Source organism: Flavobacterium frigoris PS1, assembly GCF_000252125.1.
GTDB lineage: Bacteria > Bacteroidota > Bacteroidia > Flavobacteriales > Flavobacteriaceae > Flavobacterium > Flavobacterium frigoris_A.
Window position 1 is genome coordinate 12,430 of sequence record NZ_AHKF01000024.1, and the last position, 26,111, is coordinate 38,540.

Genomic DNA, 26,111 nt, shown 5'->3' on the forward strand with positions numbered 1-26,111 from the left:
CTATTTAAATGTAAAGGCAACATGTACGCATGTTGCCTTTTTAAATTTAGTTAATTAAACAATTCTTAAATCACTACTTGCAGATATGTTTACAACAGCAGACCTTTGGGATGAGCACGAAACACTTCTTAGTTGTGTGGATCCTATTTTTAATCATTTTGGTAACAAAAAGATGTTTTCAGGAAAAATTACGACCATAAAGTTATTTGAAGACAACTCATTAGTTCGAAAGCAATTAGAATCTGACGGAAAAGATAAAGTGCTTGTAATTGATGGCGGTGCCTCTTTGCGTTGCGCATTAATAGGCGATCAATTAGCTGCTTTGGCAATACAGAATAATTGGGAAGGAATTATTGTGAATGGTTGTATTCGCGATAGTTATGTCATTAACCCAATGAATATTGGTATCAAAGCGTTGAACACTTCTCCTGTCAAAAGTGTGAAGCGTAATTTAGGAGAGATCAATATTCCAGTTAAATTTGGAGGGATTACTTTTATTCCAGAGGATTACATCTATGCAGATGGCGACGGAATATTGGTAAGCAAAAATAATTTATTAAAATAAAAATCAAATGAAAGCTAGAAAATTACTGATGATTCCTGGTCCTATAGAATTTGAACCAGAAGTTTTGCAAGCAATGGGAATACCTACAACGAGTCATGTAGCTCCAGATTTTATTGAAATTTTCGGAAAGAGCCTTGAGTTAATGAGAGAAGTATGGAAGTCTCCAAAAGGCCAACCATTTATCGTTGCCGGAACGGGTACTCTAGCTATGGATATGGCTGCCGCTAATCTCATCGAGCAAGGCGATAATGTATTGGTAATTTCTTCAGGTTATTTTGGTAAACGCTTTAAAGACATTTTAGACCGTTATGGCGCAAATACGACACTATTGGAAGCTCCTTTAGGTGAAACTGTACCTCTTGAAATCATAGAAAATGAACTAAAACATAAGCAATATAAAGCTCTGACTATTACCCATGTAGATACTTCTACGGGAATAATAGTAGATCCGAAACCTATAGCCCAATTAGCTAAAAAATATAATACTTTAAGTATTTTAGATGGTGTATGCTCGGTTGCGGGTGAAGAGCTAAATCAGGACGAATGGGAGCTCGATATTGTTTTAACAGCATCTCAAAAAGCAATTGGTGTACCTCCAGGACTTGCGCTATTGATGGTCTCAGAAAAAGCGATGCAAGTTTGGGAGAACAGAAAAACGCTAGTGTCTAATTATTACGCAGATTGGAGCAATTGGTTACCTATAATGCGAGCTTATGAAGAAAGAAGACCTTCGTATTTCGGGACACCAGCAGTTAATTTAATTGTAGCTTTAGAAACTAGCTTGAAAATTATATGTAAAGAAGGTATCGAAAAAAGGGTGAAGAGACATCAAAGTTTAGCAAAAGCATTTAGAGCCGCAATAGCTTCCTTGAACCTAACTATATTACCTAAAACAACTGAAATAGCTGCCAATACCTTAACAGCAGTTTACTATCCTGAAGGGATAGACGGAGCCGCATTAAGTTCTAAAATGGTGGATAGTAATGTAATTATAGCAGGAGGATTACTGCCAGAAATAAAAACGACTTATTTTAGAATAGGCCATATGGGTTCGGTTTCTCCTAATGATCTTTTGGCTGTATTAGGAGCTTTGGAACGTGCTTTATCAGAATTAGGACAGCCATTAGAAGTTGGAAAAAGTTTGCAGACTTTTCAAAATGAACTCTTAAAAGCTCATTAATAAGCTATGCGCACCTAAATTAGTAATAGGCTATTTTTAAAAATAATCAACCGCATGAATCTCTTTTCGTGCGATTTTCGTTCGTGATAATTTTTTTATTTAGAAAATAATATACAGTTACAAAAATGATGCGTTAGAACATGGCTCTCCGGAAGTGACTCATTAAAGGATCCGTTCGGTAGCAGCGTAAAGTCTGTGTATTATGTAATTTCGATTTATGGTAGTTGTAATGCCGTTCTTAGTGGGATTTCAACTTATAACAATCTCAATAATCCTTGAAATATTATGATAAATGATCTAAATATTGATAAATAGGAATATTTAGATCATTTTATTTATTGTAAACGCTCATTTATATTTTTTTTAATTTTTTTTTAACTTTCCCATTAAACCTTTATCAATTTTTGAGGTCTAATATGTGTGTTGTTTATTCATGATGTTCGCCAATGTTTAGCCTGTAAACTATTTTTAATATTCAGAAAACATGCTACTAATGCGTCACAATAGTAATAAAAATAACTTTAAGCCCTATATTCTAAAAATACTTGTACGTACAAACGTTAAATAAAAACTAAGGTGTACTATATTCCGATAGTAAATCTTAAATTTGTTTTTTAACATAAAATTATAACGAACTAATCCTACTTTACCCAATAGCTATGAAAATAAAATACTTCCTATACACTTTATTAATTATTGGCTTCGGTGCATTTATTACCTACAGGATTATAGAAAACACCACCGGCAATTCTAAAGATAAAGACCAAAAAAAGGCGGCCATGGTTGTAAGCGGAATTGTGGTTCAACCGCAAACTTTTGATAATAATCTTTCCCTTTCAGGATCTATTGAGGCCAATGAGCAAGTAGAAATACGTTCTGAAGTATCTGGAATTGTAGAAAGTATTAATTTTCAAGAAGGAAGTAATGTTGGTAAAGGACAATTACTTTTTAAAGTTAACGATACCGAATTAAGAGCGCAGTTGAGTCAAGCGAATACCAAAGAAAGCTTAGCATCAGAAAACGAAAGAAGAGCCAAACTTTTACTACAAAAGGAAGCTATCAGTCAAGAAGAATATGATGTGGCTCGAGCCGAACATGCCTCGACACGAGCACAAAGCCAATTGATAAAAGCACAAATTGCAAAAACGGCGGTACGAGCACCATTTTCGGGAAGAATAGGTTTGCGATCCATTTCAGTGGGAACTTATATTACACCTACCATTTCTGTAGCTAACTTGGTGAACATTGGTAAGCTAAAAATCACTTTTTCGATTCCAGAGAAATATGCTACTCAAGTAACAAACAATACAACGATACGCTTTACAGTAGGGGGATCTACTAAGACTTATACTGCGAAAATATATGCCATTGAACCTACCGTCGAAATTGCTACCCGAACTTTGCAAGTGCGTGCCATTGCTCTAAATAAAGACGGAAAACTTTTGCCAGGAACTTTTGCAAATGTGGAGTTGCCACTAGATGTTATTAAAGATGCTATCGTTGTCCCTAGCCAAGCGGTAATTCCGGTTCAAAACGGGAAAAAAGTATTCATTTCTGATATGGGAAAAGCGAAAGAAGTGATGGTTGAAAGCGCCACAAGAACTGACGCCTCATTATTAATTTTGTCTGGATTAAAAGCTGGTGACACCGTAATTACAAGTGGTATAATGTCCTTAAAAAATGATGCTTCAGTAAAAGTAACTGTCGCTAAAAAATAATAGTTGAGAGTATATACTCTTAAAATTCAATCCCGTTGCTTCTAGGGAGTAAAAAACAAATTAAAATAATGAGTTTATCAACTTTAAGTATAAAGAGACCCGTATTTACTATCGTAATGAACCTCTCCATCGTGCTATTTGGAATAATTGGTTATAGTTTTCTGGGAGTTAGGGAATTCCCTTCTATTGACCCAGCTCAAATTTCAATTCGAACCAGTTATGCCGGAGCAAATGCAGATATTATTGAGTCGCAAATCACCGAGCCTATAGAAAAAGCGATCAATTCGATTGAAGGAATTCGAAATATTACCTCTACAAGTACCCAAGGAAGCAGCAGTATCACCGTTGAATTTAATTTAGATAAAGATCTTGAAACTGCAGCCAATGACGTTCGGGATAAAGTATCTCAGGCAGTAAGAAATTTACCAGAAGATATTGATTCCCCTCCAGTTGTTTCTAAAGCGGATGCTGACAGTCGTGCCATTATTTCGATGACGGTGCAAAGCGATTCCAGAAACCCATTAGAATTAAGCGACTATGCCGAAAATGTTATCGCCCAAAGATTAGAAACAATCCCTGGTGTCAGCGGAGTTCAAATTTGGGGACAACAAAGATATGCCATGCGCTTGTGGATTGATCCTATCAAATTAGCCTCTTACGGATGTTCCGTTGCCGAAGTTAGGGATGCCCTAGACCAACAAAACGTAGAATTACCTTCTGGAAAAATAACGGGAGACAATACCGAATTAACGGTAAAAACAGTTGGAAATCTAGCTAAAGCTGAAGAATTTAATAACATTATCATTCGTTCCGAAGGGGGAAAAACAGTACTATTTAGCGATATCGGTACGGCAGTTTTAGGGCCTGAAAATTTGGAAACAAAGATGACGCAATCGGGCTTGCCTCTAGTAGGTGTGGCAATTGTTCCTCTTCCTGGTGCTAACTATTTGGATATTTCCAAAGAATTCTACAAAGAATATGATAAATTAAAAAAGGATTTACCCGCAGACATCAAATTGAATATTGTTATAGACAGCACTATTTTTGTAAAAAAATCAGTTATTGAAGTAGCCGAAACTTTACTGATTTCAATAATTTTAGTAATACTGATCATTTACTTATTCTTTAGAGATTGGGCCATTGCCATGAGACCCTTAATTGATATTCCAGTTTCGCTGATCGCAACTTTCTTTATCATGTATCTTTTTGGTTTCTCCATAAATGTCTTGACTTTATTAGCAATTGTTCTCGCAACAGGTTTAGTCGTCGATGATGGAATTGTCGTCACGGAAAATATTTTCAAAAAAGTGGAAGAAGGTATGTCACCAATTGAAGCAGCCATAAAAGGTTCAAATGAAATCTTTTTTGCTGTAATCTCGATTTCCATTACTTTGGCTGCCGTATTTTTACCGGTGATTTTCCTCGAAGGATTTGTAGGGCGGCTATTTCGGGAATTTGGAGTCGTCATAGGGGCCGCAGTTTTAATTTCGGCTTTTGTCTCGCTGACTTTAACGCCTATGTTGAATGCTTATTTGATGAAAGGCGGAGAACAAAAAAAATCAAAGTTTTATATTTATTCCGAACCCTTTTACCAAAGATTGAATAGCGGTTATGCCAATGCATTGAGTACTTTCATGAAACGAAAATGGATCAGTTTCCCAATTCTTATTGCTTGTTTTGGATTAATTTATGTGTTTTTTAATCTGTTACAAAAAGAAACCGCACCATACGATGACCGTAGTGCGATTGTAATGAGAATGACTACTCCTGAAGGATCAACTTACGAATATACGGATCGTTTTATGCAGGAATTATCACAATTAGTAGATGATTCGATTCCAGAAAAAAAGGTAGCTTTAGTAATTACATCTCCTGGTTGGGGCTCCTCATCCGTAAATAGTGGAATGATTCGAATGGCACTCACGGAAACAGGAGAAAGAGAAAAATCTCAAAAAGAAATCGCTGAGAAATTAAACAGATTAACAAAAAAATACCCGGAAATTAAAACTTCTGTTATCGAAGAACCTACCATTGCAGTAAACAGACGTGGAGGGTTGCCAATTGAATACATCATTCAGGCTCCAAATTTCGAACAATTGCAAGAAAAAATCCCACAGTTTATGGATGAGGCTGCCAAAAATCCCACATTTTCAGTAACTGACGTAAATCTAAAATTTAACAAGCCTGAAATCAATGTTAGTATTGATCGTGAAAAAGCTAAAAGTTTAGGAATATCGGTTATGGATATTGCACAAACCCTGCAACTTTCGTTAAGTGGGCAACGTTTTGGTTATTTTATGCGTAATGGAAAACAATATCAAGTTATTGGCCAATTTGAACAAGAAGATCGCTCTAAACCTTTGGACTTAACTTCTATGTATGTCAAAAATAATATTGGGAATTTAATTCAAATGGATAATGTAGTTAACATTGAAGAACAAAGCAATCCGCCCCAATTATATCATAATAACCGATACATGTCAGCCACTGTAACTGCTGGACTAGCTCCTGGTAAAAGTATCAGTGATGGGATTGATGCCATGAATGAAATCAAAGCGAAAGTGCTTAACGATACTTTTACGACCGATTTAGGTGGAGAATCTAGAGATTTTGTGGAGAGCAGTTCGAATACTTCGTTCGCTTTTGGGTTAGCTATACTATTAATATTTTTGATTCTGGCGGCACAATTTGAAAGTTTTATCGATCCGTTAATCATTATTTTAACAGTACCGATGGCAGTTGCAGGAGCTTTATTTTCGCTTTGGTTATTTGACCAAACCTGGAATATTTTCAGCCAAATCGGAACAGTAATGCTGATTGGATTAGTGACGAAGAATGGAATTTTGATAGTCGAGTTTGCCAATAAATTACGAGAACAAGGAAAGCCAAAATTAGAGGCCATTTTAGAAGCTTCTGAATCCAGACTTCGACCTATTTTAATGACGAGTTTAGCTATTTCATTAGGGGCTTTACCGATTGCCTTGTCTTTAGGAGAAGCCTCCACTAGTAGAATTGGGATGGGAGTTGTCATTGTTGGTGGAACAATTTTCTCTTTAATTCTAACTTTATTTGTAATTCCAGCCATGTATTTAATGTGGTCCAAAGCAAGAAAACATTATCCGGAATTTGATCACATTGAAGAATATGAAAAAGAAAGTAAATAATATAATGACATCAAAAATCATAATAAAAAGTTTGGTTTTATTTTTCTTTTGCATCCTAAAAATGGATGCTCAAGAGATTTTAACTCCAGAAGAAGCGATAAAAATCGCCTTAGAAAATAATTTTGAAATTAAAATTGCCGCTAACAATTTAACAATAGATCAAACTAATGTTGCAATTGGAAATGCAGGTATGTTACCTTCATTAACCGCTAGTGTAGTTGATAATAATAGTATTCAAAACAGTTCGCAAACACTTCAATCTGGTGGTTCAAACCAGTTAGATAATGCCAAAAACAATAGTTTAACCTACGGAGTTGGTTTAAACTGGACTATTTTTGATGGTTTCATGATGTTTGCAAAACTAGATCAGTTAAAGGAATTACAAAAATTAGGGGAAGCCCAATTAAAACTAACCATAATCACAAAAGTCAGCGATGTAAACTCCACTTATTTTTATCTGGTGCAGCAACAACAACAATTAGCGGCTTTAGATACAACCATTGTTATATCAAATCAGCGATTGGCATTGGCACAAAATCGTTTCACAATTGGAAAAGCATCAAAATTAGAAGTTTTGAATGCCCAAGTTGATTTAAACACGGATAAAGTCGCGCTTTTAAGACAAAAGGAATTATATCAAAACACTAAAATTTTGTTGAATCAAATCTTAGCGCGTGATACTAAAACTGACTTTATTGTTTTAGAGGAACTGACTTTAGATGAGCAACTTAACCTTTCGGAATTAAGCGCTTTGGCAGCGAAGCAAAACCCACAATTAGAATCGCAAATAATAAATAAAAGGGTGGCCGAATTGCAATTAAAACAAATAAAAGCGGGCAGATATCCTGTGATCAGCGTCAATACCGCCTACAATATTGGGGAAACACAATCGAGTCTTGGCTTTGTGACACAATCAAATTCAAAGGGTTTTAGTTATGGCTTTAGAGCTTCCTTAAATTTATTTGATGGTTTAGCACAAAATAGAAATGAGAAGATTGCGAAAATTCAAATTGAGAATTCAACATTAGCAATAGAACAGCAGAATATTTCTTTAAATTCGTTGCTAGCGACTTCGTATCAAACCTATTTGACCAATTTACAATTGATTGAGTTGGAAGAAACTAATGAAGCTATTGCAAAGCAAAATTTGGATATTACTTTAGATAAATTTCGTATCGGAACTATAACTACCTTAGAGTTTAGAACCGCTCAATTGAATTATGTTAATGCAAAAGTGCGGTATAGCGATGCTCAATTTCAAGCAAAACTATCCGAAATTGCGCTGAAAGAATTAGCGGGGAATATTAATTTTTAAAATACATTTGTAGAAATATTTTACCCTAAATGATATCATACAACCCAAAGAACTGGATTACCTTTATTTTTCGTTTTCACAAAGCTGACACATTTCGACAACTCATCCCGCTGATGATTTTTATAGGAGCCTATTCAGCAGGGGTCGCCTATCTTGAACTTGAATATTGGGATTTACCCCAAGATAGTCATGTGAAGAACATTTCTATTATGCACGGCATGTTAGGGTTTGTTATTTCCCTCTTGCTTGTTTTTAGAACCAATACCGCTTACGACCGCTGGTGGGAAGGACGAAAAATATGGGGCAGTTTAGTAAATAACAGTCGGAATTTAGCCATTAAGCTATCAGCTATTTTAAGTGAGGAATCAGATCGCGCTTTTTTTAGAAAAATAATACCAAGCTACGCCTCTATCTTAAATAAACATTTGAAAGACGAAGAAACCAGTAAACAGCTTTTTGAAGATATCATCATAGAACACCACAAGCACAGACCAAATCAAGTGGCTAAAATATTATTTCATAAGATAAATGACCTTTATAACTCCAAGAAAATCACGGGAGACCAATTGATTATTTTAAACCATGAAATACAGTCTTTAACAGACATTTGTGGTGCTTGCGAACGAATAAAAAACACCCCTATCCCCTATTCTTACAGCGGTTTTATCAAGAAATTCATCTTCTTTTACGTAATGACATTACCTTTTGGTTATGTATTCAATTTAGGTTATTATGTGATTCCAGTTGTGGTTTTTATCTTTTATGTTCTGGGGAGTTTAGAACTGATAGCCGAGGAAATAGAAGATCCTTTTGGCAATGACGCCAATGATTTACCTACCAAAAAAATAGCCGAAAACATCAAAAGACATGTCGAGGAATTGCTTTAAAAGAAAACGCTTTTACCTTTCTTTTTATCAGCGTAAGCGCTACTATGCTGCTGTATCTTTGATGCACAAGTTTTTGACAAACTTGTCTCAGCAGCTTTTCCATAAGTTTATATATTGCAATTATAAGATTAGGGTAATCTATAAATAAACAATAGTATACAACTAATGAAGCTTCGGGATCGGAAGGTTAAGATTGGAGCCTTTATTGCCATTCGTTTTTTTATTCGTACTTTCGTTAGGCAGAAAACACTCGTTTTCACAATTTGCAAACGGAAGAGAAGCATAAACCTTGTGCGTAATTCTTTAAAAAAAATAGAAAAACTATTTAGAACATATTCAAAATCAAATAAACATGAGTAGAGGATTTGTTAACGAAGATGATCAAGAAGAAATACCTTTTGTGCCACCCAGAGCCGACTTACCCGCAGCGGTAACCAATTACGTTACACAGTTTGGTCTGGATGCACTTTTAGACGAAAAGCAGAAACTCATAAATGAGAAAGAGCAAATAGACATTACCAACGAAAAGGAGAAACGAATTACGACGAATTATATAAACGCAAAATTAAAATTGTTAAACGAACGAATTCTTACAGCGGTAGTAATAGATCTAAGTAAGCAACCACAAAATGAAGTGCGGTTTGGGTCTTTTATAACCCTTAAAATTGGAGACGACACCAGGCTTCAAAGGTATCAAATTGTGGGAGTTGACGAAGCAGATATTTCTAAAGGAAAAATCTCATTTATTTCTCCAATAGCAAGAATATTAACAGACAAGAAACTGGGAGACAAAGCGGTATTGAAATTAGTAAATGCAGAGAGAGTCTTTGAAATTATGGAAATTAGCCACTAAGCCTTCTGATAATAAGGCATTAAAACGTATTTAATAGTGTGATATACATTTGCCATACAAATACATCAAATACCAGACGGGAAGGCCATCTCCTAAAAAAATCTTAAAAGAGCAGCAAAGAGACAAACTCAAAGTTGAGCTCATTTCTGCTATCTTTGTTTTTAAAAACATTTTACAGTACTATAAACTAGCAACCTAGATGGTTGAAATATATTACAAAAATAATAATGTGAAAAAAAATAAATCAGTTGCTGAAATCGACTTTGTACCAGACAATATATCATCTAACATGATAAATGAAGAATTAGATGACCTTACAGTTATAGCCGACTATTTACAATACAACTTTAACAGATTAGAAGTAGAACAAAATAAGATCTTTAAAATCCTGACAATAATTACGGTCTGCATTTCATTGCCTACATTGATCGTTGGCAGATATGGTATAAATTTTAAATATATGCCTGAACTGCAATTGACATTTGGTTTCCACTTGTAATCCTGTTTTTACTACTTAGTTTTACAGTGCCATTAGTTTATTTTAAAAAAACGAAATGGTTCTAATATTATTTCAAAACGAAATGAACACCCTTTATGCTCGCTTGTGTCAAGCTTAATACCTCTTTAATTAAAAAATGATAAACGATTCCATGAAAAAAATAATCAAGGTCTTATTATTCAGCTTACTAGGATTAGTAATTCTTATATGCATTTTGTTTGGCTACACAGATCGAACTATCGATGATTTGCAATCAAAATATGCTACGATTCCTTCCCAATTTGTAGCGCTTGACGGTATGAATGTTCATTACCGTGACGAAGGAGATGCTCTTGACTCGTTGCCTATTGTATTGATTCATGGCACGGCTTCGAGTTTACATACCTTTGATACTTGGGCAAGCAGTTTGAAAAAAAATAAAAGAGTGCTTAGAATGGATTTACCAGCATTTGGCTTAACTGGGCCTTTTCCAGATCGGAATTATTCTATAGACCACTATGTCAATTTCTTAGAAGATTTTTTAGCTGTTAGAGGAATAAAGCATTGCATCCTTGCTGGAAATTCGTTAGGGGGACAAATTGCATGGCGCTTTACGCTCAAAAAACCAGCAATGGTCGCGAAATTGATACTGATTGATGCTGCAGGTTACCCTAAGGAATCTACAAGTGAACCTATTGCCTTCAAAATGGCAAAAATACCAGTAATCAATAAAATATTATCCTTTATTACACCTCGGTTTGTAGTAAAGTTCAGTGTGGAGAATGTATATGCCGACAAAAGTAAAATCACCGAATCCCTTATTGACCGTTATTTTGATCTAACATTGCGAGCAGGAAACAGACAGGCATTTGTTGATAGAATGAACGTAGCCTATGACACTGGCTACCTAAAGAAAATCAATGGTATCCAACAAAAAACATTGGTGCTTTGGGGAGAAAAAGACGCCCTAATTACAACTGCTAGTGCCCAGCGTTTTCATGATGACTTACCAAATGATACTCTAGTGATATTAAAAAATTCTGGACATGTACCAATGGAAGAAAACCCTACAGAAAGTTTGAGAGCAGTTTTAAGTTTTATTGAACAGTAACATTATAAAAGTAAGGCACGATTACTACTTGACTGAATTTAACGATAACGATCTCTAAAAAGTCTTTTGCTTGCGCGCTATTTGCAGTTTAGTTCGTCTTTTCTGTACTTTCGGTTTTGTTTAGCAAGTAAAGATTAAAAAAAACTTAATTTAGACCTCAAGCAGTTCTTATATCGCAACCTAATGATAAAACAAATAAAGTGAACCTATTGAAAAAACTTGAAACGGAAAGATTAATTCTTAAGCCCACAACCTTAGCCGATGCTGAATTTATTAGAAACCTATTTCTCAGTCCAAAATGGATTGAATTTATTGGTGACCGCAAATTAAAGACTATCGAAGAAGTCGAAAACTATATTGAAACTAAATTCACCCCTCAATTCGAAAGATTGGGTTATGGGAATTACACTATAATCAGAAAATCCGATGGAGAAAAGATTGGTTCTTGTGGTCTTTACGATCGTGAAGGTGTAAATGGAATTGATATTGGTTTTGCTTTGCTTCCAGATTTTGAAAAGAAAGGCTACGGATTTGAAAGCGTAAATCACCTTAAAGAAATCGCTCTAACTGATTTTAAACTAACTCAACTTAGCGGAATAACTTCTACCAAAAATAAAGCATCACAGGCCTTACTAATGAAAATCGGACTTCAATTTGAGAAAAAAATTATACTCCCTAATGAAACCGAGGAAATACTATTGTATACCTTAATTCAGGAGGAGAGTCATCTACATGACATAAACCGCACGATTCTGGTTTAAGAATGAGGGGTCCAATTTTTATTAGCTTAATATTGATTTCAATATTTTGTAGTTTATAATCTTTATCTTAGCATAAATGCTGAATAAGCCAATCATTTAAACAAATATTTGAAATGCAAACGATATTAGGAGCAAACGGAATAATTGGCGAGGAGCTAGCCAAAGAATTGCGGAACAACTATAGCCAGAAAATTAGATTGGTGGGACGAAATCCACAAAAAACACATGCTGATGATTTGCTTTTTAAAGCCGATTTGCTTCATGCTGAAAGTGTTAATAAAGCACTTGAAAATACCCAGATTGCCTATTTAACAGTGGGACTACCTTATGATTCTGAAATATGGCTTAGGGATTGGGTCATCATAATGAAAAATGTGATTACAGCATGTAAACAAAACAACTGCAAACTAGTATATTTTGACAATACCTATGCCTACGCCCAAGATAGTAAAATCCAAACAGAAGAAACGCCTCTAACATCCGAAGGAAAAAAAGGAAGAGGAAAAAGAATGGCCGCGGAACTTTTGCTAAAAGCCATTGAAAGCCAAGAAATAGAAGCGGTAATATGTAGGGCTCCCGAATTTTACGGTCCAGGAAAAACCAAAGGACTCACTAATTCCCTTATTTTCGAAAATTTAAAAAAAGGTAAAAACCCCAAAGTATTCCTAAAAGACAACGTCTTACGAACACTTATATTTACCCCTGATGCCAGTAAAGCTATGGCATTAATAGGAAATACTCCAAGAGCTTATGGGCAAACTTGGCACTTGCCCTGTGATGACAATAGGTTAACCTACAAGCAATTTATTGGTAAAATTGGGGCTCAATTGGGACGAAATATAAAATATGATGTATTAAGTTGGTGGGTCTTAAAAATAGGTTCCTTCTTTGACAAGAACCTTAAAGAAACGCAGGAATTACTACCTCGTTATGCTATTGATAATATCTTTGAATCCACAAAGTTCAGAGATAATTTCCCTAACTTTAAGGTAACCAGCTACGAGCAAGGAATTAGAATAATTATAGATGATTATAAGATAAAGTAACCTGCCAAGTGCACCTACGCTTAATTTTATCCTATACGAATTATTGACCGAGACTGCCTCTCGCCTAATTTTATATATGGAATGGCATTTAAACTAATTTAAAAAACATACTATGAATTATCTTTTTGGAATCATTATTTTGACCACTCTAATGAACCGTCAGATCCTTTTCGATTTTAATAAAAATGCAGATATTCAAGGTTGGAAAATTGTAGATGATGCAGTTATGGGTGGAATATCATCGGGTAGCTTTAAATTAAGTCCTGACGGCCATGGCGTATTTGAAGGAGCAGTCTCATTAGAAAACAATGGCGGCTTCTCTTTGGTTCGTTACCCATTTGACAAAATGAAAACAAATAAGGACAGCAAAATCATCATAAAACTCAAAGGAGATGGAAAGAAGTATCAATTGCGAATAAAAGACAACTCAAGTAATTACTATTGGTACATAAGTTCCTTCGCTACTTCAGGCGATTGGCAAGAAATAGAAATCCCTTTACAGGATATGTACCCGTCTTTCAGGGGAAGAAAAATGGACTTACCTAACTTTTCTAAGAATTATATTGAAGAAATCGCTTTTTTAATAGGGAATAAAAAGGCTGAAAAATTTAAGCTCATAATCGATAAAATAGAGCTAAATTAAAAAATCAATGTTAGGCTTAAAATAGCATTATTGTTATGCAGAACAAAAGGCTTACTATTATCACGCTCACTGTTGCAATGATGTTGCTAGTACCATTAATAGCGATGCAATTTACTGTTGAAGTAAATTGGACTGTTTCTGACTTTGTTGTCGCAGGAGTTCTACTATTGACTACAACTTTACTATGTGGGCTCGTTTGGAGGAAAATAAAAAACGTCAACTACCGCATCGCGATCTGTATAATTCTTTTATTCTCACTTCTACTCATTTGGGCAGAACTTGCAGTTGGTATTTTCGAAACAACAATCAGCGGAAATTAATCAGAAAAACAGAAGTAAGATACTATTAATAAAAAAATGGCATCCATCAGAATGCCATTTTTTTATTATAATTTAGTAAAAATAGATGCGTCAAATTCAGATTTAACGATTACGTTTTTAGGTCCTATTTCCTGATTAACTCTATCATAAGAAAGTAATATAGACCCTGCTTTTTGATAATGGTCCCAAGGTTTTAAAAACTGTGGTTCTGTATCATTAAAATTCTGATAGTATGCCCATTGTTTTATTAAATGGTCTTCTTTATCTACATAAAGCCAATATTTATTATCTGGAGTTACACCTACTTCATTAAAGGTAAGCTGCAAAATATCCACCGTTTTTCCATCAGCTAATTGTTCTGATTTCACATAGCTAAGACTCGTCCCAGGATCTTGCAGTTTCCATGGCATAACCAACCAATATGAATCATTAATCCACCAATTCTTAGCTTTTATAAGTAGATTATTGGCTTTTTTCTCCTCTTCAACCAAAACACCGTTCTCATAAACTTTCCCTTTAAGAGTATTGATGTTAACCAAAATAGTTTGGTTTGCAGCTGGATTTTCTACACGAACATCACCAGTCCATTTATCCCAATACAATTTTCTTTTTACAAATTCCCACTGGATAAAATGAGTATTATCGTAATTTTTTATCCCTCCCATAGCAACAAGCATTTCTTTCACAATCTCATTTGCTTTTTCTGCATCTGACTGTGCGGATAATGAATTACTATCAAATATTATTAAAAGGAGAATCAGGACCAATTTAGAGATGCTATTCATAACTATTAAATTTTATTGCTTATTAAAAGACAAATATAGTTACTTTTCATTTCCCTTTAAATTATAAATCTCTTTTCTAAAGCCATATAGTTCTGCCTCTCTTTTTCGAAGCGTCCACTTAATACTAAATTTTTAAAAATTAAAGTAAAAAAAATGTCTCCTGCTTTTTTACAAATCGTATTGAAAACCCAATCAAGGCAGTACTTATACCCAATGAATCTATTTACCATTAAGGTATCTCAATTACGTAGGAATCTGCTTAAAGTTTTATAAATTTGGAACAGCTACAGAATTAGCAAAAAACTGAATTTAAACAAACAAAAACATAATGAAATCTTTCAGCAAACAGTTATCCTTTCGTTGGTCAGATCTTGACCCTAATTTTCATGTGCGCCATAGCGCCTATTACGATTTTGGAGCGCAACACCGTATCGAAATTTTGGAAAGCCTCGGCTTAACCATGAAAGCATTGCAAATCAATCACTTTGGACCTATACTCTTTAGGGAAGAATGTGTATTCAGAAAAGAAATCAAACTTTCAGATGCTATCTTTATGCACACTAAAGTCTCCAAACTAAAAGCTGACGGTTCACGCTGGTCAATTGTACACGAATTCCTGAATGAAGCTAACGTACTGCATGCTACTATTACTGTTGATGGAGCCTGGATGGACACTAAATTACGTAAACTGTGTGATCCAGTTCCTGAAATTGCATTAGCAGCTTTCGCTGCTATGCCAAAAAGTGAAGATTTTATCCAACTTTAAGCACTTTTATTACTGGAGTTTACAGATAACAACAGACATTAAAAAAAGGCTGGTCTATCACTGATAGCCAGCCTTTTTTAGGTTTTAACAGGAATTGCTATTTACGCACATATTCAATTCTTTTTACTGCTATTTTTTAAGTTGGTTTAATATCCAAAACTTAGTTTTTTTTTGAATTTTATACGTAAATTTGAGTAGTTAGCCCCATTTAAAAAGTTCTCTCAGGAATTAATAATAAAATCGTTTTGATACAACGACAAAACGAACGATTATCGAAATTATACTAACCCTAAAAACAGCAACTATGGAAATTACAACTCAGTTTGTACAAGCGGAGCCAAATGCTACAGCAGACAATTTAGTGTTCGGAAAATTGGAAAATTTAGCAAAACACTATAATTGGATTATTCGCGCAAATGTTATTTTTAAAGAGGAAAAAAAATCCGATGGTAAAGGAAAAATTTGTGATGTTATCTTAAGTTGTCCTGGTCCCCAAATATTTGCCTCTTCCAATGAGCAAACTTTCGAAATTGCCGTTGCTGAAACCATTCGAGATTTAGAGGTACAGCTGAAAAAACGCAAAAGTGAAATGAAACCATTTTAAGCTCTTTATAAAATTTAGGCTGCAACCTATATTTGTCTTACATTCTTAAAAAGAATATTTTCAGAATCTATATCCTTATGACAGCTGAACTTGAATTAGAGCTAGCTAGTTATCTGATTCTGCCAAAAAAAACAATAGCACATTTAACTTAGTCACTCCTTTTAGTTTGTTATAGTCTTTATTAATAGAAGCTGCAGCCCTAAAAGTTGCAGCTTTTTTTCGTACATTTATTCTCGTTTTTTCTGCTAAGCACTGGTGTACCATGATTAAAAGTAACAGCGAGAATTCCTAATTAAAAATGCGGCAATCCCATAAAAAATAGATTTGGCAAATAGAACGGCACAACACATATTAAGCACATCAGCAAACCTGCTTGGTTTTTGCTTATTCATTATTACCTCGCTACACATTGGTAATAAATCTAATAGTAGCTATATTGATGAGTTTACCGCTATAGTTGCACTATTGCTCACTATTTCATCTGTGTTCTCGTTTTTTTCAATACGAACGCCAGACGCTAAGAAAGAGCAGCAACTTGAACAAATTGCCGACAAGTTCTTTATTGTCTCTTTATTAGGTATTTTTGCCATTATACTTTTCATCATAATTACATACTGGGATAAATAGGAATATACCTAGTATAACATCTAAAATTCAGATTCACAAAGACAACTGTTTTTTTAGCACACGCCATTTTATTGTTATCTTTAATTATGGAAACAATTAATCATATTCTAAGACTTTTAGCAGGCATTGGTTTATTCCTTTTTGCCATATTCTTACTAGAGGACTCTTTAAAAAACCTTTCCGGTAGAAATTTTAAGCTCTTCCTACAAAAAATCACTAAAAATAAGGTTGGTGCCGCAGCTGGAGGAGCAATAGTTACCGGCATTCTGCAGAGCAGTTCCATGGTTTCTTTTATGGTCTTGGCATTTGTAGGGGCTGGTGTTTTTACCATGAGGAACGCCATGGCTATCGTTTTGGGAGCAAATTTAGGGACTACGCTCGATAGCTGGTTAGTGGCCACACTTGGTTTTAATGTAGATATAGAAGTTATTGCCTATCCAGCAGTATGCTTAGGAGGCCTATTGCTTATCCTATTCAGTAACCGAAAAACCGCGAAGTACATTGCATTTTTCCTTTTCGGCTTTGGCTTATTGTTTATTGGTCTTGGTTTTATGAAAACAGCAATGGAAGCTCAGGTTAAAATTTTTGATTTTTCTCAATATGCCGAAATGCCGCTAATGGTTTTCCTGCTCATCGGGTTTATTATAACTTTGATTGTTCAATCTAGTTCCGTTACCATGGCTCTCAGCCTTAGCGCACTCCATGTTGGTGTTATTAGTCTTCCCATAGCCGCCGCTATTATCCTGGGATCTCAAACCGGCACCACAATTAAAATAATTTTAGCTGCCATAGGTGGAAATGCATCTAAAAAACGCATCGTACTGGGGAATGTTCTTTTTAATGTATTTGTCACCATTTTTGCCTTCCTTTTATTAAAACCCATTCTATTTCTTATAACAGATGTACTTAATATTAAAGACAGTCTTATTGCCCTAGTCGCTTTTTCTACTTTTATTAATCTATGTGCGATCTCCATTTTCTTGCCCATGCTCGATTCTTTTACTGGTTTTTTAGAACGATTTTTCAAGAATTCCGATAGTTCTAGCACTGCTTTCATTAGCCATGCTTCCTTTGCAGAGTCCGTAACTGCCTTGGATTTATTTAGACGGGAAACCAATTATTTTATTCATAACTCAATGATTTTTAACCTCGAATTATTCAAGATTGATACCTATCAGCTTCGCGAAAACTCGGCTTTTAAAAGCATAAACGAAAAGAATAGATTTTACTTTAAAACCAAAGAAGAAAAATATGATTTCCTAAAATTGTTGCAAGGCGAATTACAAGCCTTTTATCTCGAATTAAGACCTAAATTAAGGACCGAACAGTATTCTGAAATTAACCAATTGATCTCTGCAGTGCGAAATTCAATGCATTCTGTAAAGAGTGTCAAGGATATAGGAAGTAATATTGCAGACTTACGGCATTCTTCGAAAGAAATTAAGTACAATTTTTTCATCCATCATAAAAAGGAAATTGAAATATTATATGGGCAACTAAATGCATTTGTAGCACAAGAAAAAGCGCCATCTTTCAAAAATATCCAGGCTGTTTATGATTCTATTGAGACCAACTACACTTCGGCGTTAAATAACTTTTATAGCGAAGCACAAAATGCTCCTATCGAAGACATCGATATCACAACGGTAATCAATTTTAACAGGGAACTATTTACCTCAAATAAGGCGATGCTGATGGCTGTTAAAGACTTCGTATTGCAGGAAAAACAAGCAGAGGGTTTTAATGAAATTCCCATGTATAAAACTTAAATAATATCATGAAGTTTTGGCTGAATTAGTGCTTTAAACTTTATAAAAAAGGAGGATTTCCGAAGAGCTAAATCCAATAATTTTGAAACATAAACTACTGATTTTATAAAACATTTCCGATTTAAATTTCCATCTTTGTAGTTAGCTTAATTTGCAATTTGATTTTTTTTCCATAAAAATAAACACATTTGAAAACGGTATTAAAAAAGAGTTTAAAAATTTTCCAATGGACATTAGGAATAATCACTGCGTTATTGCTACTGTTGCTAATACTTATTCAAATACCAGCTGTTCAAAATCTAGCCAAAGATAAAGCGGTTAGTTACCTTGAAGAAAAAATTCAAACGAAAGTTAGAGTTGACACACTTGAAATAGAATTTCCAAAAAAAATTATTTTAAAGGGAGTTTATTTTGAAGACCAAAAAAAGCAAATGCTTTTGTCTGGTAAAGAATTAGCTGTAGACATTAGTTTACTGAAGTTAATGAATAATACTGTTGAAATAAACTCAATAGACCTGCAGGGCGTTACATTAAATTTAAGTAGGAATTCACATGCTGTTTTTAATTTTGATTACATCTTAAAAGCCTTTTCTTCGCCCGCAGACACGACAAAAGCACCGATGGTCATTTCTCTAGACAAAATTAATCTGGACCAAACTACATTTAAACTTAAAGATGATTTTTCTAAAATTGATTTTTCCCTGAATCTGAAGCATTTAGATACCAGAATCAGAACTTTTGATTTAGAGCAAATGGACTTTGAGGTTCCTAAGGTTACCATTACAGGTTTGAAGTTAAAATTAAAACAAGGTATAGCCACAAACTCAGTCGATACAGATACTACTCCAGCTACAATCTATAAGTTTCAACTGGGTGAAATTGACTTATCCAAGGCAGATATTGACTACGAGGACAAAAAAACAAAGTTGACCACTTCGCTATCGCTTAAAAAATTAGGGGTGAAGTTTGACAAAACGGATGTTTACAACCGGTTTATACTAATCGATAAAGTTACGCTCTCTAATGCCACAGGAAAACTGGCTTTTGGCAAATTAGAGAGGATTAAAAACGAATTGGCTTCAAATGAGCCTAATAATTGGGAAATAAAAGTCAGAGAATCCAAAATCAAGGGAGTCGATTTTGCCTATGATGATCAAAATGTAGTCCCTCTTCAAAAAGGACTTGATTACAACCATATTAAACTTTCGTCACTGCGTTTTGACGCCGAAAATATGCGTTACAGTCCTATTGGTATTTCAGGGAATATCAATTCATTAAAATTATCAGAGCAGAGCGGCTTAGAAATTCAGTCTTTTAAAACTGATTTTTTCTATGGTAAAAAGAATGCTTTCCTGAAAAAACTATATATAAAAACACCACACAGTTTAATAAAGGACGAACTTCTCATTGGTTATCCTTCAATTGAAGCACTGGCTAGAGATTATGGGCAATTGAGCATTAATGCTTCATTGCAAAAAAGTGAAATAGGATTTAGGGACATTTTGCTTTTCATGCCTGATCTATCAAACAAAAAGCCTTTTAGCACTAATCCAGACGCAGTCCTTCTGTTAAACAGTAAAGTGATAGGTAAGTTGAATGACTTACAAATTCCGAAATTTGAAATCAGTGGAATAGGAAAAACAAAAATAGTATCTAGTGGAACTATAAAAGGCTTGCCAGATGTCAACAAGGCTTATTTTAATTTGAATATCGCAAATTTTGAAACCAGTGCAAAAGATATTGCCGCATTTGTACCAAAAGAAACTATCCCAAATACAATTCAGCTACCCGCTTTATTTAACGTGAAAGGAAACTTCAAAGGAACCATAAATAATTTCGCAACTGATTTAGTGCTGGGGAGCAGTTTTGGTAAAGCCAAAATTAATGCGCTATACGACCAAAGTAGAAAACAAAATGAAAAATACGATGCCAAAGCAGAATTAGAAAATTTTGATTTGGGAAAATTGATTAAAAATAATTCGATAGGCAAAATCAGTTTAAAGGCCTCTATAAAAGGAACTGGCTTAGATCCAAAAACGGCAAACAGTTCGGTAAAAGGAACGATTTCTAAAATCAATTACAACAAATATACCTATCAGAATTTAGACCTTGATGGAACGATAAACAAAGGACTTTTTAAAGCAAATGCTTCCGCTACCGATCCAAATCTAACTTTTGATTTAGTAACCAGCGGAAGCTTCAAGGATAAGTATCCTGCCGGTAAAATCAATTTAAATATTGACATTGCTGATCTAGAAAAATTGAATTTACATGCTGGACCAATGAAAATAAGAGGTATTGTAGATGCGGATATTCAATCAGCCGATATGGATTATTTAAATGGAAAGTTTAACATAATCAATCTTACGGTCGCTGATGATAAAGAGCAGTTTGTTACAGACTCGATTACATTAATTGCAACTTCTACGGTCGATCAAAATACCTTGGATTTCAAATCTCCATTTATGACTGCAAGCATAAATGGGAAATACAAGCTTTCTAAAATTGCTGCAGCCTTGTCTAATTCTATTTCTGAATATTATACTGCTGAGCCACATTCGAATACAAAAAAATCTAAAAAACAAGAATTGGAATTCAAAATTGCCATTTCAGACAGTCCTCTTTTAGTAAAATTAATACCTGATTTAAAAAGTTTAGAACCCATAGCTATTTCTGGAAGGTACAATACTATAAATGATTCTATTGTTTTGAATGCTGCGATCCCTAAAATTATTTACGGAGGAAACACATTAACAAATGCTGTTTTAAAAATAGAAACCAAAGACCAAGCTTTACTTTATAGCTTAATGGTTGATGATTTACAAAACGATCAATTTCAATTGCCCTATACTTCCTTAACTGGAAAAGTGCAAAACAATACTGCCGATTATATCTTGCAATTAAAAGACTTAAATGACAAAGAGAAGTATTTAATTACTGGTACGCTTGAAGCAAAGAAAGGCAATAACGAGATTCATTTTGATCCTAAAAATTTATTACTCAATTACGAATCATGGAAAATTGCTGCTGATAATGTAATCCGTTTTGGAGCAAAAGGCATTTACGCTGATAATGTTGAGTTAAGCAAAGATGGCAGTAGCATTGCACTTCAATCAGAATCTGAAAAAGCAAATGCGCCACTAGCGATTAATTTCAAAGATTTCAAAATTGAAACGCTGAGCAGTCTAGCTGAGAAAAGCGATTTTACCATTAGCGGAAATACTAATGGAACTGTTTTATTAAAAAATATAAATCAAACTGCTGTTTTTACATCTAATCTTACCATTGACAATTTTGCATTTAAGAAAGACACGGTTGGAACTATTAATATCCAAGTAGATAATAATATTGCCAACAACTACAATGCAAAGATTGTCATAACGGGTCAAGACAACCAAGTAAATTTAGACGGAACTTACAAAACAGGAAATGGAGCTATGGACTTCAACTTAGATATTGTAAAATTAAACCTAAAAAGCATTCAAGGATTTACATTGGGTAACCTGCAGGAAAGCACTGGTTTCTTTAACGGAAAATTCAAAATAACAGGAACGGTTGACCAACCTAAAATGAATGGGGATTTGAAGTTGAATGAAATAGGATTTAAGGTAACACAACTCAACGCAACATTCAAATCCATGAATGATGCCGTTTCATTTACAAATGATGCCATTGTATTTGATCGTTTTACCATTAAAGATGAGAAAAACAACGATTTAGTTATCAATGGAAAAATCAACAGTTCCAATTTCAATAATTTTGGTTTTGATCTAAGCTTGGATGCAGATAATTTCCAAGCCTTAAATTCAAAAGAAAAAGACAATGATTTATTCTATGGTGAAGTGTATTTAGACAATCATTTACGAATAAAAGGAGACCTCAATAACCCTATTGTTGATGGAAGTATAAAAGTAAATAAAGGCACTAAACTGACTATCGTTATGCCGCAATCAGATCCTTCAATAGCGGATCGAGAGGGAATTGTAGAATTTATTGATCAGGACAATCCATCCCTAGTTGAAACCATTGCTGTAGATGAAAATTTAAGCAAAACTGAAGTAAAAGGAATCAATGCATCTGTAAATATTGAAGTCGATAAAGAAGCTGAGTTATCAATTGTAATTGATAAAGCCAATGGTGATTTTTTAAAATTAAAAGGAGAAGCTCAGCTAAATGGTGGAATTGACCCTTCTGGAAAAACGACTTTAACAGGAAGATATGAGTTGAAAGAAGGAGCTTACGAAATGAATTTTAATTTTATCAAACGAAAATTTGACATTAAAAGTGGTAGCTATATCCTCTGGACAGGGGAACCTACACAAGCTGATATTAACATTACCGCTGTATATAAAAATGAAGCTGCTCCTATTGACCTTGTTGATGATCAGCTAGGAAGTATTTCTGCTGACGTGAGAAATACCTACAAACAAAAAATTCCTTTTGAAACTGAATTGAAAATGAAAGGCGAATTGATGAAACCGAGCATTTCCTTTGATATCATTCTACCTGATGGAAATAATAGTGTGTCAACCGAAATCATCAATACCACGCAAGCGAAATTAAGCCAACTGCGCCAGCAACCAGACGAACTTAACAAGCAAGTATTTGCGTTGCTATTGCTGAATCGTTTTATAGGTGAAAATCCTTTTGCTAGTGAAGCAGGTGGCAGCTCAATTAATTCAATAGCGAGACAAAGTGCAAGTAAAATTCTATCGCAACAATTAAACAATCTAGCTGGGAATTTAATTAGCGGTGTGGAACTTAATTTTGATTTAGATTCGACTGAAGATTATACTACGGGACAATTAGAAAACAAAACTGATTTGAATGTAGGGATTTCTAAAAAATTACTCAACGACCGATTGAAAGTGACTGTAGGAAGCAGTTTTGGGCTAGAAGGACCACAACAAACCAACGAAGAAACAAACACTATTGCAGGTGATGTTTCTGTAGAGTACCAACTCTCTAAAGACGGTCGCTACAAGTTAAAAGCATACCGTTTAAACAAATATCAAGTCGCACTTCAAGGACAAGTAGTAGAAACCGGAATTGCTTTTATTATTACTTTAGATTACAATCATTTTAAAGAATTATTTCAAAAAAGCAAAACTCCAAAAGAGAAAAACAAAAAGAAATAATGAATCGCACCTATAGCATGATGAAAAACAAAGCACCACTACTCTATTTTCTATTCGTCATCCTGTTTTTGGCTGGATGCAGTGGTACGAATAAAATTCCCAAAGACGAACTACTTTATACGGGAGCAAAAATTAAAATTGAAGGAAACGAGCCTTCAAAAAAAGAGCGCAAAGCTCTGAAAACAGAATTAGAACCTCTAATAAGACCAAAACCTAACTCTTCTTTCTTAGGATTGAGACCCAAACTGTTTTTTTATAATTTGGCGGGACAGCCCAAAAAAGAAAAAGGTTTTAGATACTGGTTGCGAACAAAAGTGGGCGAACCTCCAGTATTGTACAGCAAAGTAGATTTAGAATACAACAAAAGTGTTTTACAAAACTACAGCGAAAATAACGGGTATTTCAATACAAAAACTATCGCTGACTCTACTCGATCGGGTAAAAAAGCGAAGGTGACTTATACCGTAACTCCTAACAAACGCTATTTTATTCGAGAAGTAAAATTCCCACAAGATTCATCAGCTATAGCTTCCATAGTGCGCAAAACTAAAAGACGCAGTTTATTAAAAACAGGAGAACCGTATAGTCTTGAAGTCATAAAAACAGAAAGAGAGCGAATTGATGCACGACTAAAAGAAAAAGGATTTTATTACTTCAATCCTGATTACCTATTAGTACAAGTAGACAGTACGGTGGCTGACCATCAAGTAGATCTGATTGTCAAACTAAAAACCGATTCTCCAAAACTGTCAAAATTGCAATACAAGATCAATAATGTAGTGGTATATCCTAATTATTCAATTAATTCTGATAACGTCTCTACTAGCTCTGATTCAATAGTAAAATATAAAGATTTCACGATTATAGATTCTGAAAATCTATTTAAACCCAGCATTTTTGACCGTGCGCTTTACTTTAAAAAAGGGGATTATTACAATCGTACTAATCACAACTTATCTCTAAATAGATTAGTAAACTTAGGTACTTTCAAGTTTGTAAAAAATCAATTTAAAGTAGCTGACACCATCGGTAATTATCTGGACGCGTATTATTATCTGACTCCTCTACCCAAAAAATCAATACGTGTAGAAGTTTTAGCCAAAACCAATTCTGCAAATTATACAGGGACAGAACTAAATCTAAACTGGAGCAATCGCAATGTATTTAAAGGAGCTGAGCAGCTTACTATATCAGCCTTTGGCGGAGTGGAAGTCCAGGTTTCAGGACAAAATAATGGTTTTAATGTCTACCGCGTGGGAACCGAAGCTAGTTTAATTTGGCCACGATTAATAGCGCCATTTAAATTTGAATCGTCCAGTGGTTTTGTGCCAAAGACAAAAGCGACGCTAGGATATGAGTTTCAAAACAGAACCAAACTGTACTCCTTACAGACATTCAAAGGTTCTTTTGGCTATTTATGGAAAGAAAACGAACGCAAGGAACACTTGTTGAATGTTACTGAAATCACCTTTGCTAGTCCGCAAAATGTGACTCCATTGTATCAGGAGCAAATTGCTGCAAATGCATCATTGGAGAAGGTCATCGAAAAACAATTGATTTTTGGTCCTACCTACTCCTACACTTTCACGAATACAATGCAAAAAAGGAAAAAACACACGTTCTATTATAAAGGAAGTATTGACTTAGCAGGAAATGTAACAGGATTAGTTTCTGGTGCTAATATAAAATCAGCAGATACAGTCAAAGTATTTAATGTCCCTTTCAGTCAATTTATAAAAATAGAAAATGAATTCAGGCATTACTTAAAATTAACTGAAGATTCTCAACTCGCTAGTCGAATCATTGTGGGCGCAGGATTTGCTTATGGAAATTCAAATGAAATGCCGTTTATTAAACAGTTTTTTAATGGTGGAACCAATAGTATTAGAGCCTTTAGAGCACGATCAATAGGTCCGGGAAGTTTTGATGGATCAACGGATGCCAATACCTTTTTACCGGATCAATCTGGTGATTTAAAACTAGAATTTAACACAGAGTATAGAGCTAAAATTTATGGACTCGTAAAAGGCGCTTTGTTTCTGGATGCCGGAAATATCTGGCTACTAAAAGAGAATCCAGATAAACCTGGTGCTAAATTCTCTAAGGATTTCATCAACGAAATTGCGGTGGGTGTTGGAGCTGGACTTCGATTTGACTTTTCATTTTTGGTACTCAGGACAGATCTTGCATTTCCTATTAGGAAACCCTATTTACCCGATGGAAATAGATGGGTACTTGACAAAGTAAGTTTAGGAAACAGTTCTTGGCGAAATGATAATCTGGTTTTTAATCTGGCAATTGGCTATCCATTTTAATCATTTTGAGATAAATACCTATTTATTTTTATCTAAACAGGAAAAAACAACAGCGTTATTAATTAT

20 protein-coding genes are annotated in these 26,111 nt (G+C 34.5%); 19 read left to right on the top strand and 1 reads right to left on the bottom strand.

Going from position 1 to position 26,111, the window contains the following annotated elements:
• The first annotated feature begins 85 nt into the window (after positions 1–85).
• From rraA to HJ01_RS15060, 13 genes are all read left to right on the top strand, one after another.
• Positions 86–565 carry a ribonuclease E activity regulator RraA gene (gene rraA, locus HJ01_RS15000; protein ID WP_007139330.1) on the top strand — a complete coding sequence of 160 codons (480 nt, stop codon included), beginning with the start codon at positions 86–88 and terminating at the stop codon, positions 563–565.
• 7 nt (positions 566–572) lie between these two features.
• Complete coding sequence (locus HJ01_RS15005) at positions 573–1,745, top strand: pyridoxal-phosphate-dependent aminotransferase family protein (protein ID WP_007139331.1); 1,173 nt, start codon at positions 573–575, stop codon at positions 1,743–1,745.
• 659 nt (positions 1,746–2,404) lie between these two features.
• Positions 2,405–3,463, top strand: coding sequence for an efflux RND transporter periplasmic adaptor subunit (locus HJ01_RS15010; RefSeq protein ID WP_007139332.1), 1,059 nt, complete (start codon positions 2,405–2,407; stop codon positions 3,461–3,463).
• A 68-nt stretch (positions 3,464–3,531) separates the two neighbouring features.
• On the top strand, positions 3,532–6,627 hold the full coding sequence (locus tag HJ01_RS15015) for an efflux RND transporter permease subunit (protein WP_040474031.1): 3,096 nt from the start codon (positions 3,532–3,534) through the stop codon (positions 6,625–6,627).
• Positions 6,628–6,631: 4 nt separating this feature from the next.
• Positions 6,632–7,942 (top strand): TolC family protein, encoded by a 1,311-nt coding sequence (locus HJ01_RS15020; RefSeq protein WP_007139334.1) that lies wholly within the window; start codon positions 6,632–6,634, stop codon positions 7,940–7,942.
• 29 nt (positions 7,943–7,971) lie between these two features.
• A complete protein-coding gene (locus HJ01_RS15025) occupies positions 7,972–8,829 on the top strand; it encodes a bestrophin family protein (RefSeq protein ID WP_040474032.1) in 858 nt (285 codons plus the stop codon).
• Between the two features lie 352 nt (positions 8,830–9,181).
• A complete protein-coding gene (locus HJ01_RS15030; RefSeq protein ID WP_007139336.1) occupies positions 9,182–9,682 on the top strand; it encodes a GreA/GreB family elongation factor in 501 nt (166 codons plus the stop codon).
• A gap of 229 nt (positions 9,683–9,911) precedes the next feature.
• Positions 9,912–10,181, top strand: a complete 270-nt coding sequence (locus HJ01_RS15035; RefSeq protein WP_157999926.1) for a CorA family divalent cation transporter — start codon at positions 9,912–9,914, stop codon at positions 10,179–10,181.
• A gap of 151 nt (positions 10,182–10,332) precedes the next feature.
• Positions 10,333–11,271, top strand: coding sequence for an alpha/beta fold hydrolase (locus tag HJ01_RS15040; protein WP_040474040.1), 939 nt, complete (start codon positions 10,333–10,335; stop codon positions 11,269–11,271).
• Positions 11,272–11,471: 200 nt separating this feature from the next.
• Positions 11,472–12,032: a GNAT family N-acetyltransferase gene (locus tag HJ01_RS15045; RefSeq protein WP_316928996.1), complete on the top strand. Its 561-nt coding sequence runs from the start codon at positions 11,472–11,474 to the stop codon at positions 12,030–12,032.
• Positions 12,033–12,145: 113 nt separating this feature from the next.
• The gene (locus HJ01_RS15050; RefSeq protein WP_007139340.1) at positions 12,146–13,078 is read left to right on the top strand and encodes an NAD-dependent epimerase/dehydratase family protein; all 933 of its coding nucleotides are present in this window, start codon (positions 12,146–12,148) and stop codon (positions 13,076–13,078) included.
• Between the two features lie 112 nt (positions 13,079–13,190).
• Positions 13,191–13,721 carry a CIA30 family protein gene (locus tag HJ01_RS15055; protein WP_007139341.1) on the top strand — a complete coding sequence of 177 codons (531 nt, stop codon included), beginning with the start codon at positions 13,191–13,193 and terminating at the stop codon, positions 13,719–13,721.
• Between the two features lie 35 nt (positions 13,722–13,756).
• On the top strand, positions 13,757–14,041 hold the full coding sequence (locus tag HJ01_RS15060; RefSeq protein WP_202946665.1) for a hypothetical protein: 285 nt from the start codon (positions 13,757–13,759) through the stop codon (positions 14,039–14,041).
• Between the two features lie 65 nt (positions 14,042–14,106).
• On the opposite strand, the gene HJ01_RS15065 is transcribed toward HJ01_RS15060, so the two are convergent.
• Complete coding sequence (locus HJ01_RS15065) at positions 14,107–14,826, bottom strand: hypothetical protein (RefSeq protein ID WP_007139343.1); 720 nt, start codon at positions 14,824–14,826, stop codon at positions 14,107–14,109.
• A 328-nt stretch (positions 14,827–15,154) separates the two neighbouring features.
• On the opposite strand from HJ01_RS15065, the gene HJ01_RS15070 reads away from it, so the two are divergent.
• The 6 genes from HJ01_RS15070 (at position 15,155) to HJ01_RS15090 (ending at position 26,045) form a co-directional block, all read left to right on the top strand.
• Positions 15,155–15,592, top strand: a complete 438-nt coding sequence (locus tag HJ01_RS15070) for an acyl-CoA thioesterase (protein ID WP_007139345.1) — start codon at positions 15,155–15,157, stop codon at positions 15,590–15,592.
• A 304-nt stretch (positions 15,593–15,896) separates the two neighbouring features.
• Positions 15,897–16,196: an HPF/RaiA family ribosome-associated protein gene (locus HJ01_RS15075; RefSeq protein WP_007139346.1), complete on the top strand. Its 300-nt coding sequence runs from the start codon at positions 15,897–15,899 to the stop codon at positions 16,194–16,196.
• A 324-nt stretch (positions 16,197–16,520) separates the two neighbouring features.
• Positions 16,521–16,823, top strand: coding sequence for a hypothetical protein (locus HJ01_RS17390; RefSeq protein ID WP_007139348.1), 303 nt, complete (start codon positions 16,521–16,523; stop codon positions 16,821–16,823).
• Positions 16,824–16,909: 86 nt separating this feature from the next.
• The gene (locus HJ01_RS15080; protein WP_007139349.1) at positions 16,910–18,592 is read left to right on the top strand and encodes a Na/Pi cotransporter family protein; all 1,683 of its coding nucleotides are present in this window, start codon (positions 16,910–16,912) and stop codon (positions 18,590–18,592) included.
• Positions 18,593–18,780: 188 nt separating this feature from the next.
• Positions 18,781–23,730 carry a translocation/assembly module TamB domain-containing protein gene (locus HJ01_RS15085; RefSeq protein ID WP_007139350.1) on the top strand — a complete coding sequence of 1,650 codons (4,950 nt, stop codon included), beginning with the start codon at positions 18,781–18,783 and terminating at the stop codon, positions 23,728–23,730.
• A complete protein-coding gene (locus tag HJ01_RS15090; RefSeq protein WP_007139351.1) occupies positions 23,730–26,045 on the top strand; it encodes a BamA/TamA family outer membrane protein in 2,316 nt (771 codons plus the stop codon). Before HJ01_RS15085 ends, HJ01_RS15090 begins: the two co-directional genes overlap by 1 nt.
• Positions 26,046–26,111: the final 66 nt, after the last annotated feature.